Source organism: Pseudoalteromonas sp. SR44-5, assembly GCF_014163675.1.
Lineage (GTDB): Bacteria > Pseudomonadota > Gammaproteobacteria > Enterobacterales > Alteromonadaceae > Pseudoalteromonas > Pseudoalteromonas rhizosphaerae.
Genome location: NZ_JACJDT010000117.1, coordinates 1 through 1,398, shown reverse-complemented (window position 1 = coordinate 1,398; position 1,398 = coordinate 1). Strand labels below are relative to the sequence as shown.

Below are 1,398 nucleotides of genomic sequence, written 5' to 3'. Positions count from 1 at the left end.
TGTAATGGTCAACAAATTCTGTAGAGATTCTAAGCGGCATTTTTTAATTCATTATATTTCTGATGTGGCGTCATATAATTAAGCGTAGAATGCCTACGTTTGTAATTGTAAAACTGAATATAATTGTCCACCTCACTTATAACTGAATGATGATTTATAAATGACAGGCGATTCAGTCGCTCTGTTTTTAAACTTCTAAAAAATCGCTCCATTACTGCATTATCCCAACAATTACCTCGACGACTCATACTTTGCGTTATAGTTAGTTGTGATAACCGAGCTCTAAACGAGGCCGCAGAATACTGACACCCCTGATCGGAATGAAACATCAGTTGATTAAGAACCGGCTGTTGACGCTTAATAGCATTATTCAATGCTGCTATAGCCAATTCAGCATTTGGGCTTGTTGATAAGGCATACCCTACAACTTCCCTCGTTGATAAGTCTAACACACAGGCCAAGTAGCTCCACCCTTGACGGTTCCTGATATAGGTAATATCACCGACCCAATGCGTGTTATGTGAATCAGGGTTAAACTCTCGTTTTAAGAGGTTCTGTGCGTACTTATGTTCATCACCTGAGTTAGGGTAGTAATGTTTTTTCTTCGGCCTGATGGCTTTTATATTCAACTTTTTCATCAGTGCCGCTGTTTTATATATTCCAATCGTATGATTTAACGCATTCAGTTCAACGTTCACTCTGCGTCTACCATACGTATAACCAGAATCGTCAGCGATAGATTTAATTAACGCCAGCAGTGCCTGCTCTGACTTATTTGGCGCGACGGGCGCATAGTAATAACTACTTGTACTGACTTCTAAAGCACGACACAACTCAGATACCGTATAGCTTGGGGTCGCTTTCTTCAATGCTTTAATTACTTTAAATTTTGATTGTCGCGAATGAAGAAAGCGGTGGCTTTTTTTAATATATCATTATCCCTTAAAGCGCGCTGTAGCTGCTTCTCTAGCAATTGAATACGTTGCTGTTCTGGTGTGAGTGCTTGTACATTTCCCGGGCTCTTACCATCTAGCTCAGATAGATATTGTTGCTTCCAACGTGATACTGCTGACTTTCCTGCGCCAGACATCTCTTCAATTTGCTTATTGGTATAACCTTCTTCTACCATTAATTTGGCATATTCAAGTTTTTGTTGTGCACTGAGTGTTACTTTTGATTTTCTGGTCATAGTGATACCTTTTGGGTTTAGCTCATTTTACGCTATAAACCTGTCCAGTTTCATTAGACCATTACAAGCCACATTTAAAACGCGGTGGCAAGTCACTCGCCTACAAGTGATTTAACACCGAGATAAACTTTAACACCCGTAGGCGTTAAGCTTGCTGACGCACAAACTCCGAGCCACATTTAAAACGCGGTGGCAAGCCACTCGCCTAC

The 1,398-nt window shown here is 40.5% G+C and carries 1 protein-coding gene; it reads right to left on the bottom strand.

The genetic code is table 11. The features are described 5' to 3' along the window. Positions 1 to 29: 29 nt before the first annotated feature. Positions 30 to 1,189, bottom strand: a protein-coding gene (locus tag H5154_RS22705) for an IS3 family transposase (RefSeq protein ID WP_182719725.1) whose coding sequence is annotated in 2 segments (ribosomal slippage) — positions 30 to 916 and positions 916 to 1,189 — 1,161 coding nt in all. Because the reading frame shifts where the segments join, the coding sequence is not laid out codon by codon here. Positions 1,190 to 1,398: the final 209 nt, after the last annotated feature.